This window comes from Pseudomonas oplopanacis, assembly GCF_057128725.1.
Map to the genome: position 1 here is coordinate 49,296 of NZ_JBSKHV010000010.1, position 15,125 is coordinate 64,420.

Here is a 15,125-nt window from a genome sequence, read left to right on the forward strand (position 1 = left end):
AGCAAGCTCCCTCGCCACAGGTGATTACGGTCTGTCCCAGTACGGAATCGGCCCAAAGCACTCGACAAAGAAATCAATCACCGTGCGCACCTTCACCGACAACCGTCGGCTGCCCGGCCATAACACCGCAATCTGCTGCGGCTCAAGGCTGTTGGATACCTGAAAGTCCCCCAGCACTGGCACCAGCGTGCCTTCGCGCACCGCTTCACCAATCAGCCACGACGGAAACATCACCAGCCCCAACCCTTGTTCAGCCGCTTGAACCAGGGTGTCGGCGTGGTTGCCGGTGATCGGGCCTTTGACGGAGTAGGGCGTCCAGTCTTGCTGATCCTTGCGGAAAAACCAGCGTTGCAAGCCGGTCGCACCTTTGTAGGCCAGGCATTGATGCGCCGCGAGGTCTTCAGGGCGTTGCGGCGTGCCGTGGCGTTCGAGATAGGCCGGGCTGGCGGCGACTTGAAAGCGGTGCGGCGCGAGGATCCGTGCCTGCATGCTGGAGTCGTGCAGCGGGCCGATGCGAAACAGCAGGTCGGCGCCTTCTTGCAGCGGGTCGATGTAGTGGTCGGTTTGCTGGATATCCAGTTGCAACTTGGGATAGCGCTCGCACAATTGTCCCAGCCACGGCGTCAGGTGCCGTTGGCCGAACACCACCGGGGCGTTGATCCGCACCAGTCCGCTCGGTTCGCTTTGCTGTTCCTGCAAGGCTTGCTCGGCTTCCTCCAGTTGCACCAGCACCAGTCGCGCATGATGACCGAGCATGCGCCCGGCTTCGGTGGGCGTGACGGCGCGGGTGTGACGGTAGAGCAATTGCTGGCTCAGGGCCTGTTCCATCAGTTGGATCTGCCGGGAAATCGAAGAGGGCGCCAGGCCCTCGCGCCGCGCCACTTCGGAAAAACTGCCGTGGTCGAGCACGGCGACAAACAGCCGAAGTGCCTTGAATCCGAGTTCGTTGAGACCGTGCATGTTCGTCCTGCTGTGCGAGTTGCGCAAAAGTGTTGTCAGGATGCTCCCATTTATCGCAAAGCTCTGCCACTGGATAATGCCGGCCATTGTTTCTACAGGCAGGTTTCCCTTATGCAAGCGTCTTCAATTGACACCGCGGTCACCCCCGCGACCAAACCAGGGCTGCGGCTATTGCTGTTGCCGCTGGTGATCCTCGCCGGCATGGGCCTTTCCGTGGAGGCCGGGTTGCTCGGGCCGCTCGGGGTTCAGGTCGGGCATTTATGGGCGACGTTGAGCATCTTCGGGGTCGGCTCGGCGATTCTGTTTTTGCTGCTGTTGTTCAGCGGCCCGCAACAGGGCCCGGCGTTGAACACCTTGCCGCGCTGGCAGTTGATCGGCGGCTTTCTCGGGCCGATCTATGTGGTGGTGCTGACCCTGGCCACGCCGCACATCGGCATTGCAATGACCATGATCGCGATCCTCTGCGGGCAGGTCGGCAAAAGCGTGCTGATCGACCACTTCGGCTGGTTCGGCGCCGCTCGCAAAAAGGTCAACGGTGAACGCTGGCTGGCGTTGCTGTTGATTGTCGTGGCACTTGTTCTGATCGCTCGGGGTTGATGATGAATCTGATTATTTTGTTGGCCGTGATCGTCGCGGCCGGTGCGGTGTTGAGTGTGCAGGCGGCGATCAATGGCCGTCTGGGCGAAACGGTTGGCGTGTTGCGCAGCAGTTTGCTGACCTTCGTGGTGGGCGCGGTGGTCACCGGGCTGCTGATCCTGTTTTTCGAACCGGCGCAGGCCGTGAGTTTGTTGGACGTACCGAAATGGCAGCTCAGTGGCGCGCTGTTTGGCGTGGTGTACATGATGGTCATGGTCGGCGCGGTGCCCAAGGTCGGCACGGCGGTGGCGACCGTGGCGGTGATTGTCGGGCAACTGGGCATGGGCATGCTGATCGACAATTTCGGCTGGCTGGGCAATCCGGCCATCGACCTGTCGAACAGCCGGATCGTGGCGATGGTGTGCCTGGGGCTGGCGTTGGTGTTCATGTATCGCAGCAGCACCCGGCAGGCCTGACACAAACTCCTACACTGGTAAGACGGGCCGCGTGTGCGGCACCCCGACGACCACACCAATGGAGTCCGACTCATGATCAGCAGTGACAGTATCTGCGATTGTCCCAAATGCTCGTGCAAGCTGGGCGAGCATCCGATAGCGCGCCACGGTAAACACTATTGTTGCGAAGCCTGCGCCAAGCACCATGAACATGGCGAAGAATGCTCCAGCAAGGGCTGCAAGTGTGCTCATGAGAAGTAGTGCTTAAACCTGATCAGAAGGATGAGTGTGGCGAGGGAGCAAGCTCCCTCGCCACAGGTATTCATTTGTTCTGTTTTATTAACTCGTCGGCCGCCACTTCACATTCTCGACCCCGAACTTTTCCGCCATCGGTTTGCTGGTCTTTTGCACCTTCTCTCGGCCGAATCGCGGGATCCTGCCCACTCCGGCGTCGCAGCTTGCCCAATGCCAAGCCTCCGCGTTGTCCATCTTGTCCAGGCGGATGATGAATGACTTGGGGACGCCATGAAGGGTGTATTCAATGACGAATAGTTTTGCGTTGTTCATAAAGCCCGTATTCCTCCCTGTGGTAATAGAAGGATCGTTGGGGTTACGGAAAATTCAGTCTTATTGTCAGACGGCGGCGGCCAGTGGCGACAAGGCCGTGGGCTGGTTACCATGCAAGACCTGAAAACCTCAATGATTGCTGCCCCATGGCCCTTGCCGCGCCCCCTGATCTGAGTGACACCGATGTGCCCGTGCAACCGCTGGCGCGCACCTATCCGCGCGGCTTGTTTATCGAGCCGCACGAGCATGTCTGGGGCCAATTGCTGTATGCAATGAGCGGCGTGATGTGGGTTGAAACGCCCCATGAGGCGCTGGTGGTACCGCCGCAACGGGCGGTATGGCTACCGCCGGGCGTGCCTCACGGGATTCGTGTGGTCTCGGACTTGCAGATGCGCAACATCTACCTGCGACCGTCATTGGCGGCCACACTGGAAAAGAGTGTTCAGGTGATTGAGGTCGGCGGTCTGCTGCGGGAGCTGATCGTCGGGCTGGTGGAGCAGGGCGAGGAAGGGGCTCCGGAGTATTACGAAGCGCTGGTCGGCCTGGCGCTGTTGGAGCTTAGACGAGCCAGGCGTTCTCTGTTGAAAATCCCGTTGCCGGATGATTCCGACCGGCGCCTGATGAACCTCTGTCAGGCGGTCATGGCCGCGCCATCGCTGGACATCCCGTTCGAACAACACGCTGAAAACGCCGGTGCCAGCGTGCGTACCCTGGCGCGGTTGTTCAAGGACAGTTTGGGCATGGGCTTCGCCGAGTGGCGACGGCAGGTGCAACTGGCGACGGCGGTCGCGGAGCTGATTCAGGGCGTGCCGGTCAGCGCAATCGCCCGCGAGCTGGGCTATTCACCGAGCAGTTTCAGCGACATGTTCCGCCGGGAACTGGGCGTCGCGCCTTCACAGTTCTCCAGCCATCACCAAACCTTGTAGCCGCTGGCAAAACCCTGTGGGAGCGAGCCTGCTCGCGAAGAGGCCGTCATGTTCAGCATCAATGTTGAATGAAAGACCGCCTTCGCGAGCAGGCTCGCTCCCACAGGGCTACGGTTTGTGTCTTTAGTGCTTTGGCCGAAATTCAGAAGCACTTGGCCGGTGCCCATTTCCACCTCGCACTAGACTTCAGGCCTGTCTTCATTGCCCCCGGAGTCCACCATGAGCTACCTCATCTCGCTGGTCATCGGTCTGGGCGTCGGTTTGCTCTACGGCGCACTGGATTTTCGTTCCCCCGCACCGCCGGCCATCGCACTGGTCGGGCTGCTCGGCATGCTGGCCGGTGAAAAGTTGTGGCCCATGGGCCGGCAATTGGTCGCTGGCTGGATCTCCTGAACCGTTCATTTATTCCATGGAAACGCTCATGAAAGCATTGCAGTTCGACAAAACCGGCGACCTCTCGGCCTTGCGCTACGTTGACGTGCCCACCCCGGTTCCCGGCGCCGATGAAGTGCTGGTGCAGATCAAGGCCGCCGGCCTCAACCCCAGCGATGTGAAGAACGTGCTGGGACGTTTCCCTTACACCACGTTGCCACGGATCCCCGGTCGGGATTTTGCCGGTGTCGTGGTTGAAGGTCCGCAGGCGTTGATCGGCCAGGAAGTCTGGGGCACCGGGCGTGAACTGGGGTTCTTTGCCGACGGCTCCCATGCGCAATTCGTCAAGCTGCCGGCCAACGGCGTGGCGCTCAAGCCGACTCACCTGAATTTCGCCCAGGCCGCCAGCCTCGGCGTGCCCTACACCACGGCGTGGGATGCGTTGGAGCGCAGCCTGGTGACGGCGCAAACGCGCTTGTTGGTGATCGGCGGCGGGGCGGTGGGGAGTGCGGCGTTGGCGCTGGCCAAGGTACGCGGCGCCCAGGTGCTGGCGGCGGCGCGGCGACCGGAGCAGGTCAAGGAATTGCAGGCTCTGGGCTATCAGACGTTGCAGCTGGATAAGCCTGAAGACTTGGGCGCTCAGGTGAACGCTGTGTATGCCGGCGGCGCTGACGTGATTTTCGACACCACCGGGTTCTGGCTCCCGGCCTCGGTCGCGGCGCTGGCAACCTTCGGCCGCATCGCCATCATCGCCGCGCCGGTGGACGGCATGGTGCAACTGCCGGCGCTGGCGCTGTACCGCAAGGGGGGCTCGGTGGTGGGGATCAACTCGTTGCTGTATGGGGTTCAAGCCTGCGCAGCGATGCTCGATCAGTTCGGCCAGTTCTTCGATCAGGATTTGTTGCCGTTGCCGGAAGGGTTGTTTGAATCACCGTTGGCGGAAGGGCTGGAGCGGTATGCCGAAGTGAATCAGGGCAGCGGTGACAAGGTGATTCTGTTGCCATAACCGGCACTGATGCTGGATGTGCCGGCCCCTTCGCGAGCAGGCTCGCTCCCACATTTGATCTTCAGTGAATACAGATTTTGTGTATGACGGAGATCTACTGTGAGAGCGAGCCTGCTCGCGAAGAGGCCAGCACAGTCGCCATCAACCTCGTCTGCTAGAATCGGCCGCATTGATCCCACAAGGTGCACCCCATGAGCGAGCCGATTCGTCTGACCCAATACAGCCACGGCGCAGGATGCGGTTGCAAAATCTCACCCCAGGTCCTGGAAGTGATTCTGGCCGGCAGCGGGGCGCAGAACCTCGACCCCAAACTCTGGGTCGGCAATGCTTCGCGCGATGACGCGGCGGTGTACGCCATTGATGAAGAACGCGGCGTCGTCTCGACCACTGACTTTTTCATGCCCATCGTCGACGACCCCTTCGACTTCGGCCGCATCGCCGCCACCAATGCCATCAGCGACATCTATGCCATGGGCGGCGATCCGTTGATGGCCATTGCGATCCTCGGCTGGCCGGTGAATGTGCTGGCGCCGGAGATTGCCCGGGAAGTGATTCGCGGCGGCCGCTCGGTCTGCGATGAGGCCGGAATCCCGCTGGCCGGTGGGCACTCCATCGATGCGCCAGAGCCGATCTTCGGCCTGGCCGTGACCGGCCTGGTGGAAAAGCGCCACATGAAGCGCAATGACACGGCCACCGCCGGCTGCCTGCTCTACCTGACCAAGCCGCTGGGTATCGGTATCCTCACCACCGCCGAGAAGAAGGGCAAGTTGCGCACCGCCGACATCGGCCTGGCCCGCGACTGGATGTGCACCCTGAACAAACCCGGCAGCCGTTTCGGCAAGCTCGACGGCGTGACCGCGATGACCGACGTCACCGGGTTTGGTCTGCTGGGGCACTTGGTGGAAATGGCCGACGGCAGCCAACTGACCGCCCGCATCGAATACAACCGCGTGCCGCGCCTGCCGGGCGTCGAGTATTACCTCGAGCAAGGCTGCGTGCCGGGCGGGACGCTGCGTAATTTCGACAGCTACGCCAGCAAACTGGGACGTCTCCAGGAACTGCACAAACGCGTGCTGTGTGATCCGCAGACCAGCGGTGGCCTGCTGATTGCGGTCACGCCCGAGGGCAATGAACGGTTCCTCGCGGTGGCGGCCGAACTGGGCCTGAACCTGGAACCGATCGGTGAACTGGTTGAGCGACAGACACACGCGGTTGAGGTGTTTTGATGTCGATCGACTTCACCGATTACCGCGAGATCTTCCTGAACGACCGGCCGATGATGGATGCGCGCGCGCCGGTGGAGTTCATCAAGGGTTCATTCCCCGGTGCGGTCAACCTGCCACTGATGAATGACAACGAGCGCCAACGCATCGGCACGTGCTACAAGCAGCACGGGCAGCAGGCGGCCATCACGCTGGGGCATCAACTGGTGTCCGGCGAGATCAAGGCTGAGCGCATCCAGGCCTGGGCCGATTTTGCCCGGGCGCACCCTGAGGGGTATTTGTATTGCTTTCGCGGCGGTTTGCGCTCGCAGATCGTCCAGCAGTGGCTCAAGGACGAGGCCGGTATTGACTATCCCCGGGTCGGTGGCGGCTACAAGGCCATGCGCACCTTCTTGCTCGACACCCTCGACCAGGCCGTTACCCAATGCGGTTTCGTGTTGCTTGGCGGCATGACCGGCACCGGCAAGACTGAGGTGCTGACGCAGTTGAGCAATGGGCTGGACCTTGAGGGCCACGCCAATCATCGCGGCTCAAGCTTCGGCAAGCGCGCGACCGGACAGCCGTCCAACATTGATTTCGAGAACCGTCTAGCGGTGGATGTGCTGAAAAAGCGCGCCCATGGCATCGAGCAGTTTGTGCTGGAAGACGAGAGCCGGGCAGTCGGCAGTTGCGCCTTGCCGTTGCCGCTGTATCAGGGCATGCAGCAGTTTTCGATGGTCTGGCTGGAAGACAGCCTTGAAGGGCGCGTCGAGCGGATTTTGCGCGACTACGTGGTGGACTTGTGTGCCGAGTTCATAGGTGTACATGGCGATGAAGGGTTTGCGCGGTTTTCCGAGCGCTTGCTGGAAAGCCTCAACAACGTGCAGAAACGCCTGGGCGGCGAACGCCATCGGCGGATGTTGATCCTGATGGAAGAGGCCTTGGCAGAGCAGGGCCGAAGCGGCGCGGTGGACTTGCACCAGGGCTGGATCGAAGGGTTGCTGCGCGAGTATTACGATCCGATGTATGCGTTTCAGCGGGAGAAGAAAGGCGCGCGGATTGAGTTTGCCGGGGAGAAGGCAGCGGTTCTTGAGTACCTGCGGGAGCGTGGTAACCAGCCAGGTTGATGCAGTGTTTGCCGGCCCCTTCGCGAGCAGGCTCGCTCCCACATTAGACCGTGTTTGATCAAACAAACGGTTCAAATGTGGGAGCGAGCCTGCTCGCGAAGAGGCCCTTGTAGCCGCTACAAATCTCAGAGCAAAGCAACCCCGATCAATCCTGGAAGTTGCTGACCGCTTAGGTCGGGCAAGTCTGCGAGCCGTTATCCAGCCCTTGCTTGTAACTGTGGCTGACGAGGCTGGCCTTGCCGTTGTGCCAGGTCAGGGTCAGGACGTACACCGAATCGTAGTCGCTGGACTCCCAGTCCTCGGAGATGTTCTGTTTCTCGCCGACCGCATCTCCCGCGACCTTGTTGATCAACTCGGGCAGGTAGCCGTGGGACCAGGCGGTGTAGATGATGGAGTTGTGGTACTTGTCGTGGAGCAATTCGTTCGCCAGGTCGCTGGTGTCGTTGGCCGAGAACTTGATGTTCACCGGCAAGCCGAGCTTGATCGCGCTGGGGCTGATGGTCATCAGGGGGCGGATGTAGCTGTAGGAATTGTCCAGTTCACCTTCCTCGACATTGCGCGTCGGGTTGGCGGCAAATACGTAGTTGGCCTTGCCGAATTTTTCCGGCAACAAGGTCGCCAGGTCGATGGCGCGGTTGAGGCCCTGGCAATTGAGCTGGCCCAGACCTCCTTCGGGTTTTTCTGCGTGACGCAGGAACACCAGGGTCTGGGTGCCGTCCGCCGGTTGGGCGCGGCTTTCGCTGGACTCCAGCGACAAAAACAATGCGCTCGTCGCCAGCAGCGCAGGCAGAAAAATGTACGCACGGTGTTTGAAGCTTTTAGCGAATCTGGACAGGTTCATCATGTGAATAAGGGATCTTCAGCGCATTCAGTTAAGGCTGACAAACCTTTACACCACCAGCTCCCAGCTTCGGGTGTTTTCCATGTCGTTGGGCCGGTCCGTGTCCGAAAGGGCATTGCTCAGAGTCCTCTGAAGCCCATTTGGTTCGATTCCGACGGGTGCGCGGCACTTTATCGACAACCTTGAACGGGGTGCAGTCAAGGTTATCGACAAGATGTTGCGAAATTATGGACACCCTACACGTAGAGGCGTTGGCGAAGGCTGACATCTGTTGATCGTCATCATCAGCGATTTCGATAACGCCAAAAGTTCGCAACCTGCGGGCGGCGATCCTGGATTATGCTCAACCCTTTCTTTGGCGATGGAGGCTAGCGATGACCGATCTGTCTGCGTTCCCGATTACCCAAAAATGGCCTGCTCAATACCCTGAGTGGATCCAGTTGTACTCCTTGCCGACCCCCAACGGCGTCAAGGTCTCGATCATGCTCGAAGAGATCGGGCTGCCCTACGAGCCGCATCGGGTGGGCTTCGACACCCAGGATCAAATGTCCCCCGAGTTTTTGTCGTTGAGCCCCAACAACAAGATCCCGGCGATCCTCGACCCTCATGGTCCCGAGGACAAACCCCTGCCATTGTTCGAGTCCGGGGCGATTCTGATTTACCTCGCCGACAAGAGCGGGCAACTGCTGGCGCAGGAATCGGCCGCGCGTTACGAGACGATTCAATGGCTGATGTTTCAGATGGGCGGCATCGGGCCGATGTTCGGCCAGGTCGGTTTCTTCAACAAGTTTGCCGGCAAGGACTACGAGGACAAACGCCCCCGCGACCGTTACGTCGAGGAAAGTAAACGTTTGTTAAAAGTTTTGGATGGACGCCTTGAAGGGCGCGACTGGATCATGGGCGAACGCTACACCATCGCCGACATCGCGACGTTCCCGTGGGTGCGCAACTTGATCGGCTTCTATGAGGCCGGTGATCTGGTGGGCATCAAGGACTTCAAGAATGTCACGCGCGTGCTGGAACGCTTTCTGGCGCGGCCGGCGGTGATCCGCGGACTGGAAATCCCTAACCCTAAATAGAATGCTTCACGAACAAGGAAGATCATGCGTTCATTCGATTTCAAGCAAGTAGATGTCTTCAGCCGCATCGCCCTCAAGGGCAATCCGTTGGCGGTGGTGTTCGGGGCCGACGCGCTCAGTGATGAACAAATGGCGGCGTTCGCGACCTGGACCAACCTCAGTGAAACCACGTTCGTGCTGGAGCCGCGCGATCCGCGGGCCGATTATCGCGTGCGGATCTTCACCACCCTCAACGAGTTGCCCTTCGCCGGTCATCCGACCCTGGGCACTTGCCATGCCTGGCTTGAGGCGGGGGGCCTGCCCAAGGGCGAGGAGATCATTCAGGAGTGCGGCGTCGGGCTGGTGCGGATCCGTCGACAGGGCGCGGAGCTGGCCTTCCTTGCGCCACCCCTGATCAACACCGGGCCGGTGGACGCCGAACTGGTGGAGCGCGTGCGATGCGGGCTCGGTCTGGAGGTCGGGGCGATTGTCCGGGCGCAGTGGGTGGATAACGGTGCGGGCTGGTTGGCGGTGATGGTCGCGGACCGCCAGCAAGTGCTGGACTTGCAACCGGATCATTCGCAAATGCTGGGCCTGGCGGTCGGCGTGATCGCACCGTGGAATCCCGAGCGTGATGGCGATGACGCGCAATTCGAAGTACGGGCCTTCATCTCCGGCGACGGCATGCCGGAAGACCCGGCGACCGGCAGTTTGAATGCCGGGATTGCGCAGTGGTTGCTGGCCGAAGGGCTGGCGCCGGCGTCCTATGTGGTCAGCCAGGGCCTGACGATGGGACGGGCGGGGCGCATTCAGGTGGATCAGGTGGGCGATGAAATCTGGATTGGTGGAGCGGTGGTGACTTGCATCACCGGCACCCTGACACTTTAACCCTGTATGAAATCTAAACCGGTGGGAGCGAGCCTGCTCGCGAAGGCGTCGTGACAGCCAACATTTTATTTGACTGACACACCGCTTTCGCGAGCAGGCTCGCTCCCACAGGGTTTTGTGTGGGATTCGGGGATTATTGCCGAACCGGTAAGGGTTTGTTCCGCGCCTGAGGTTTGTGTCTTGCTCCGCACAGGGCATAAGCTTTGCCCCCTACGACGTTAGTCTCATCCTCCGTTTTTCAGGAATGCCCATGTCCAGCCAGTTCCCCGAAGCACGTCCACGCCGTCTGCGCCGCAATGCGAGCCTGCGCAGCCTGTTCCAGGAAACCGAGTTCAGCTTGAACGACCTGGTGCTGCCGATTTTCGTCGAGGAAGAAATCGACGACTTCGTGCCGATCAAAAGCATGCCCGGCGTGATGCGCATTCCGGAATCGAAACTGGCCGGCGAGATCGAGCGCTACGCCCGCGCCGGCATCAAGTCGGTCATGACTTTTGGCGTGTCGCATCATCTGGACAGCAGCGGCAGCGACACCTGGAGCGACAACGGCCTGGTGTCGCGCATGTCGCGGATCGCCAAGGATGCCGTGCCGGAAATGATCGTGATGTCCGACACCTGTTTCTGCGAATACACCGACCACGGCCATTGCGGCGTGATGCACAACCACGAAGTCGACAACGACCAGACCCTGATTAACCTTGGTAAACAAGCCGTGGCCGCTGCTCGGGCCGGTGCTGATGTGATTGCCCCGTCGGCGGCGATGGACGGGCAGGTCCAGGCGATTCGCCGGGCGCTGGATGACGCCGGTTTCAGCCAGACCGCGATCATGGCCTATTCGACCAAGTTCGCTTCGGCGCTCTACGGCCCGTTCCGTGAAGCCGGCGGCAGCGCGCTCAAGGGCGACCGCAAAAGCTATCAGATGAACCCGATGAACCGCCGCGAAGCGGTGCGCGAATCGCTGATGGATGAACAGGAAGGTGCGGATGCACTGATGGTCAAGCCGGCCGGCGCCTACCTCGACATCATCCGCGACATCCGCGAGGTCTCGCGTTTGCCGCTGTCGGCGTATCAGGTCAGCGGCGAGTACGCGATGATCAAGTTCGCCGCGCAAGCGGGGGCGATTGATGAGGACCGTGTGGTGCGTGAAAGCCTTGGGGCGATCAAGCGCGCCGGCGCGGATTTGATCTTCACCTACTTCGCAATGGACCTGGCCCTGGCCGGTATCTAAACCCAACCCCCACAGTTGATTTGGGTTGAATCAGGGCGTGCCGAAGTACGGCCGGATCCCGTGGTGCTTGAAGTACCGCTCAATCACTTTCGGATCGGAACACGTCTCGGCAATCGCCACATACGTATCCGGGCGCAGCAGGTAAAACCCGTTACGCCCCAACCCCGCCGCTTCAAATGCCGGTCGCCAGTCAAATACATGCAAGGGCAGATGATGCTCGATGCACCAGGCGATCATTTCGTCGCTGGTGTCGCCATACACGTGCACCTGCCAGGTTGGATTCCTCAGCGATTCAAAGTTGTCGCCCTCGCCATCATGCGCCCAGGGCAGGCGATCGCCGCCGTGAACGTGCCCGGCAACGCCGGTGCTCAACGGCATGCCGCGATAGTTCAGGGTGATCTGTGAGACCGTGCGAAACAGGAACTCGCGAGACGTCTCGAACGAGGCCATTTTGGGAATCACGAAGGGCGCCAGCCGTGTTCGCAGCACATCGGCCAAGCGTCCCTCGGCGGTGGCGAAACTGAACACCCTGTCGGTGGTGGCGACCAGTTTTCGCGCAAAAGCGATGCGCTCGGTTTCGTAGGTATCGAGCAGTTTGGCCTCGGCACCGCCACTCAACACCGCGGCGAATTTCCACGCCAGGTTGATCGCATCGCCAATCCCGGTGTTCATGCCCTGGCCACCGGCCGGGCTGTGAACGTGGGCCGCGTCGCCCAACAAAAACGCACGACCGGTGCGAAAGTGATCGGCCACCCGGTGATGCACGCGGTAAGTCGAGAACCAGTTCACCTGTTCGATCTGCACCTGCATGTGTTCGATGGCCCGGCTGCTGACGTCTTCAAAGCGCAAGGTTTCCACCCGGTCGGCACGCTCGTCACGCACCGTGCCGATCAGCCGGGCGCGACCTTCGCCGGCCAGTGGGAACACGGCGAGGAAATCCGCTTCATCAAGGTCCACGTGCAGTTCGCCATTGAGTGCCGGCCCACTGGCCTGCACATCCGCCACGTAGAAAATTTGTTGGTAGGTGCCACCTGGAAACCCGGTGTCCAGCTTTTTACGCACGATCGAACGGGCGCCGTCGCAACCGGCCAGGTAACACGCCTGGCAGGTTTCCTGTTGGCCATCGGGCAGGCGCAAGTGGGCGGTGATGCCATCGCCGGTTTCCTCGAAGTCCTCCAGTTCGGTGCCGCGTTCCACCTTGATGCCGAAGGTTTCAAGACGCTCGATCAATAGCCGTTCGTGCTGGTCTTGTGGAAAGATTTCCATGAACGAATAGGGTGTCAGGCCAGCGCCAATGTTGCTCAGTGGCAACCGTGCAACCGACTCACCGCTGACCCAGAAATTGGCGCCCGCCACGCGATGACCCCTTTGCACCACGGCTTCGCTGAGGTCGAGCTGGCGATAAAGCTCCAGCGTCCGCGCCTGGACCGCCAGCGCACGCGACGTGGTACCGGGCGCCGACGTCTTGTCGATAATCCGCACGCGGATCCCCAGTTTGCTCAACCACAGCGCCAGGACCAACCCGGTCGGGCCGGCGCCGACGATCAGTACGTCACTACGATGCATGAGCCTGTCCTCCTCGGTGACTGGCTCAAGTATGGTTCAGTCGCAGCCGACCGGAAGGCTGACCGCCCAACGGAAAAAGGCCCCGCAGCCAAAAACTGCGGGGCCTTTTCATTGAGCCGTGGTTGATCAGAAGTCGATGGTGGCGGACATCTTCGCGACCCGTGGCTCACCTTGGGTCAGGTACCCGCCGAGGGCCGATTCCCAGTATTTCTTGTTGGCCACGTTGTCGACGCCAAGACGCAGGGTCACGTCTTTCTCCTGGACCCTGAAGGCGTACCGCGCACCGGCATCGAAGCGGTTCCAGGTCGGCAGGCTGAGGTTGTTGGCCGCGTCGGCGTATTGGCCGCCGGTGCGCAACATCCTCGCGTCCAGCGCTACGCCTTGCAGGCCCGGTACATCCCAATCCACGGCCGCGTTGAACTGGAAGCTTGGCACGCCAATGGCTTGATTACCGTCATTGATCCCGCCAGCGGTTTTCTTCAGTTCGGTGTCCATCAGGGTCAGGCCGCTGATCAGGCGCAGGCCTTCGATCGGCTCGCCGAAGATGTTCATCTCAACGCCTTTGTTGACCTGTTCACCGTCACGTATGAAGACAGCTGTGGTGCTGTCGATGACCTGGGTGAAACCGTCGCTGGGTTGTTCGATGCGGTACACACCGAGGGTGGCGCCGTAGGTGCCCATGTCGACTTTCACCCCGGCTTCGATTTGTTTCGAGCGTGCCGGTGCAAAGGACTGGTTGCCGTTGATGACCACGCGCCCCCCGGCCGAGGTCGGCGATGTCGGGCCTTCTGCCAGGCCTTCGATGCGGTTGGCGTAGAGCGAAACGTGTTCCCAGGGTTTGAACACAATGCCGTAGACCGGCGTGGTGATGGATTCGTCATAGGAGGAAGTGCGGCTGCCGGAGCCGTACGGCGCGTAGGCATAGCCTTGAACAACCAACTGCTGGCGACGCACGCCGACCGTCAGTAACAAGCGATCGTCAAAGAAACCCAGGGTGTCGGACACCGCGCCGCTGCGCACGAAAGTTTTGCCGGTGATGCCTGGATCGCTCAGGTCGCCACCGGAAAGGCCGCCCTGTGGCGCCGGCGTTTGCACCGGGTGGTAGATGTTGTTCGGGTATTTGGTCAGGTCGAAATCGAACGCGCTGCGCTGTTCGGTCCAGATCCCGGCCAGGCCGAAGTTCAGTTTGTGGCTGACCGGACCGGTCTGGAAACGACCGTTGAGGCCGGCCATGGCGCTGGTGTTGTCTTCATCATGGGGGATGAACGAGCCAGTGGTGGTGGCGCTGCCGAGGTTGTCGGTAAGGGTGGTCGAGTTGTAGTTTCCGACTTCACGGGTGTGCTTGGCGCCCCCTGCGGCGTACGCCGTCCAGTTGTCGTTCAGGTCGTACTCGGCGCGAAGCATGCCGAAGGTGTCTTCGATTTCAGTGAAACCCCATTTCGGCGCGTAGTTGGTGTCGGCCGATGGCGCGTCCGGAATGTGCGTGGCGGTGCCAAGGAACACCGAGTTGCGGCCGGCATTGATGCGTTGCTTTTGGTAGGCGAAGTCGCCGGAGATGCGCAATGCGTCGCCGCGATAATCCAGGCCGATCGCGAACAGTTTGGAGCGTTGATTCTCGTCATCGATGCCGGTGTCGCCTTCGCGCTGGGCAATGTTCACCCGCGCGCCGAAGCGGTTGTCTTCGCCAAAGCGTTGACCGAGGTCCAGGTGCTCGCCGACGCGACCGTCATTGCTGATGTCGGTGGTGAAACGGCGCAACGGCACGTCGCCTGCGCGCTTGGGTTGCAAATTCACGCCGCCGCCGATGCCGGAGCCCGTTGGGGTGACGCCGTTGATGAAGGCGTTCGGGCCCTTGAAGACTTCCACGCGCTCCAGTGCGTCAGTGGAAATGATCTGGCGCGGCAGCACGCCGTACAGGCCGTTGTAGGAAATGTCATCGCCATTGAGCGGCAGTCCGCGAATCACAAACACCTGGGCCTGGTTGGCAAAACCGGTGGCCTGACGTACCGAAGAATCGTTGAGCAAGACATCGCCGACGGTTTCGGCTTGCTGGTCCTGGATCAATTGCTCGGTGTAGGACGACACACTGAACGGGACATCCATGATGTCCTGATTGCCCAGCACGCCCAATTGCCCGCCGCGAGCGACCTGGCCGCCGGCAAACACCGGGGGCAAATCTGACGGCGAAGGGGCTGTGGCGTTGATGTTGACGCTGTCGAGCACCAGGGGCTTGCCGTTTTGTGCGGGTGTCGCTGGCGTGGCGGCGTAGGCAGTGGCAGACAGGGAACAAAACAAGGCGAGAAGGGAGGGGCGAAAGGGCACGCCAAGTCGGGCTGCAGTGGTCATGTTTCATTCC

Annotated in this window: 16 protein-coding genes; 11 read left to right on the top strand and 5 right to left on the bottom strand. The window is 61.0% G+C overall.

The window, feature by feature from the left end:
• Window positions 1–24: 24 nt before the first annotated feature.
• The gene (locus ACWKV5_RS19660; protein WP_483842646.1) at window positions 25–960 is read right to left on the bottom strand and encodes a LysR family transcriptional regulator; all 936 of its coding nucleotides are present in this window, start codon (window positions 958–960) and stop codon (window positions 25–27) included.
• A gap of 111 nt (window positions 961–1,071) precedes the next feature.
• Here ACWKV5_RS19660 and ACWKV5_RS19665 point away from each other — a divergent pair, with 111 nt between their 5' ends.
• From ACWKV5_RS19665 to ACWKV5_RS19675, 3 genes are all read left to right on the top strand, one after another.
• Complete coding sequence (locus ACWKV5_RS19665; RefSeq protein ID WP_077431751.1) at window positions 1,072–1,557, top strand: DMT family transporter; 486 nt, start codon at window positions 1,072–1,074, stop codon at window positions 1,555–1,557.
• The gene (locus tag ACWKV5_RS19670; protein ID WP_483842647.1) at window positions 1,557–2,012 is read left to right on the top strand and encodes a DMT family transporter; all 456 of its coding nucleotides are present in this window, start codon (window positions 1,557–1,559) and stop codon (window positions 2,010–2,012) included. The genes ACWKV5_RS19665 and ACWKV5_RS19670 overlap by 1 nt, the downstream gene beginning before the upstream one ends.
• Before the next feature lie 72 nt (window positions 2,013–2,084).
• On the top strand, window positions 2,085–2,252 hold the full coding sequence (locus ACWKV5_RS19675) for a metallothionein (protein ID WP_081744005.1): 168 nt from the start codon (window positions 2,085–2,087) through the stop codon (window positions 2,250–2,252).
• Between the two features lie 78 nt (window positions 2,253–2,330).
• On the opposite strand, the gene ACWKV5_RS19680 is transcribed toward ACWKV5_RS19675, so the two are convergent.
• Window positions 2,331–2,558 carry a DUF6555 family protein gene (locus ACWKV5_RS19680; RefSeq protein WP_483842648.1) on the bottom strand — a complete coding sequence of 76 codons (228 nt, stop codon included), beginning with the start codon at window positions 2,556–2,558 and terminating at the stop codon, window positions 2,331–2,333.
• A 146-nt stretch (window positions 2,559–2,704) separates the two neighbouring features.
• Here ACWKV5_RS19680 and ACWKV5_RS19685 point away from each other — a divergent pair, with 146 nt between their 5' ends.
• The 5 genes from ACWKV5_RS19685 to mnmH all read left to right on the top strand — a co-directional run bounded on the left by ACWKV5_RS19685 (window position 2,705) and on the right by mnmH (window position 7,191).
• Window positions 2,705–3,484, top strand: coding sequence for an AraC family transcriptional regulator (locus ACWKV5_RS19685; RefSeq protein ID WP_483842649.1), 780 nt, complete (start codon window positions 2,705–2,707; stop codon window positions 3,482–3,484).
• A 219-nt stretch (window positions 3,485–3,703) separates the two neighbouring features.
• Window positions 3,704–3,877 (top strand): DUF1427 family protein, encoded by a 174-nt coding sequence (locus tag ACWKV5_RS19690; protein ID WP_081744004.1) that lies wholly within the window; start codon window positions 3,704–3,706, stop codon window positions 3,875–3,877.
• A 28-nt stretch (window positions 3,878–3,905) separates the two neighbouring features.
• Window positions 3,906–4,862, top strand: a complete 957-nt coding sequence (locus tag ACWKV5_RS19695) for a quinone oxidoreductase family protein (protein WP_483842650.1) — start codon at window positions 3,906–3,908, stop codon at window positions 4,860–4,862.
• A 191-nt stretch (window positions 4,863–5,053) separates the two neighbouring features.
• A complete protein-coding gene (gene selD / locus ACWKV5_RS19700) occupies window positions 5,054–6,088 on the top strand; it encodes a selenide, water dikinase SelD (protein ID WP_027925430.1) in 1,035 nt (344 codons plus the stop codon).
• Window positions 6,088–7,191 carry a tRNA 2-selenouridine(34) synthase MnmH gene (mnmH, locus tag ACWKV5_RS19705; RefSeq protein ID WP_483842651.1) on the top strand — a complete coding sequence of 368 codons (1,104 nt, stop codon included), beginning with the start codon at window positions 6,088–6,090 and terminating at the stop codon, window positions 7,189–7,191. Before selD ends, mnmH begins: the two co-directional genes overlap by 1 nt.
• Window positions 7,192–7,360: 169 nt before the next feature.
• Here the strand turns inward: mnmH and ACWKV5_RS19710 are convergent, their stop codons facing one another.
• A complete protein-coding gene (locus tag ACWKV5_RS19710) occupies window positions 7,361–8,032 on the bottom strand; it encodes a histidine phosphatase family protein (RefSeq protein ID WP_483842766.1) in 672 nt (223 codons plus the stop codon).
• A 374-nt stretch (window positions 8,033–8,406) separates the two neighbouring features.
• On the opposite strand from ACWKV5_RS19710, the gene ACWKV5_RS19715 reads away from it, so the two are divergent.
• The 3 genes from ACWKV5_RS19715 to hemB all read left to right on the top strand — a co-directional run bounded on the left by ACWKV5_RS19715 (window position 8,407) and on the right by hemB (window position 11,203).
• Window positions 8,407–9,111 (top strand): glutathione S-transferase family protein, encoded by a 705-nt coding sequence (locus ACWKV5_RS19715; protein ID WP_483842652.1) that lies wholly within the window; start codon window positions 8,407–8,409, stop codon window positions 9,109–9,111.
• Between the two features lie 24 nt (window positions 9,112–9,135).
• Window positions 9,136–9,978 (top strand): PhzF family phenazine biosynthesis protein, encoded by an 843-nt coding sequence (locus ACWKV5_RS19720; protein WP_483842653.1) that lies wholly within the window; start codon window positions 9,136–9,138, stop codon window positions 9,976–9,978.
• 250 nt (window positions 9,979–10,228) lie between these two features.
• Window positions 10,229–11,203, top strand: a complete 975-nt coding sequence (hemB, locus tag ACWKV5_RS19725; RefSeq protein ID WP_483842654.1) for a porphobilinogen synthase — start codon at window positions 10,229–10,231, stop codon at window positions 11,201–11,203.
• A gap of 30 nt (window positions 11,204–11,233) precedes the next feature.
• On the opposite strand, the gene ACWKV5_RS19730 is transcribed toward hemB, so the two are convergent.
• Both ACWKV5_RS19730 and ACWKV5_RS19735 read right to left on the bottom strand, forming a co-directional pair.
• Window positions 11,234–12,769, bottom strand: a complete 1,536-nt coding sequence (locus ACWKV5_RS19730; RefSeq protein ID WP_483842655.1) for an FAD-dependent oxidoreductase — start codon at window positions 12,767–12,769, stop codon at window positions 11,234–11,236.
• Window positions 12,770–12,895: 126 nt separating this feature from the next.
• Window positions 12,896–15,115 carry a TonB-dependent receptor gene (locus ACWKV5_RS19735; RefSeq protein WP_483842656.1) on the bottom strand — a complete coding sequence of 740 codons (2,220 nt, stop codon included), beginning with the start codon at window positions 15,113–15,115 and terminating at the stop codon, window positions 12,896–12,898.
• Window positions 15,116–15,125 lie beyond the last annotated feature (10 nt).